Genomic DNA, 742 nt, shown 5'->3' on the forward strand with positions numbered 1-742 from the left:
CCCGATCTTGTGGCACATGCGCGCGCGGGTCTGCGCAGTCGCTTCCGGGCGGCGCTCAACGCTACCGGCGTGGTGGTGCATACCAATATGGGGCGCTCCGTGCTTGCCAAAGAAGCGCGTGAAGCCGTCATTACCGCCGCCACCGGCTACTGCAATCTGGAACTGGACATGCAGAGCGGCGGCCGGGGCAGCCGTCATGCTCTGGTCGAAGACCTGCTGTGCCGCCTCACCGGGGCTGAAGCCGCCCTTGTGGTCAACAACAATGCCGCTGCCGTGCTGCTGGTGCTGGACACCTTCTGCAAGGGCGGCGAAGTTGTTGTCTCACGCGGGGAACTGGTGGAAATCGGCGGCAGCTTCCGTATTCCCGAAGTGATGGAAAAAAGCGGGGCCACACTGCGCGAGGTGGGAGCTACCAACCGCACCCATCTGCATGACTACAGCGCGGCCATAAACGAAAACACCCGCGCTCTCATGCGCGTGCACACGTCAAATTACCGCATTGTGGGCTTTCATTCGGCCGTGCCGCTGCCCGAATTGGCAGAACTGGCGCGCCAGCATGACCTGCCCCTCATTGAAGACCTCGGCAGCGGCAGCCTGACGGACTTTTCCTCCTGCGGCCTGCCCGACGAACCTACCGTACCTTCGGTGCTGGCACAGGGAGCGGACATCGCCACATTTTCCGGCGACAAGGTGCTCGGAGGCCCGCAGGCGGGCATCATCGCCGGGCGCAAGGACATGATCG

General features: G+C 63.6%; 1 protein-coding gene. It reads left to right on the forward strand.

The genetic code is table 11. The annotated features are described in order from the left end of the window. The coding region (gene selA, locus V6C16_RS14655; RefSeq protein WP_333543615.1) for an L-seryl-tRNA(Sec) selenium transferase at positions 1 to 742 on the forward strand (742 nt) is incomplete at both ends.

The sequence above is a fragment of the Desulfovibrio sp. 1188_IL3213 genome (genome assembly GCF_036763145.1).
Taxonomy (GTDB): Bacteria; Desulfobacterota; Desulfovibrionia; order Desulfovibrionales; family Desulfovibrionaceae; genus Desulfovibrio.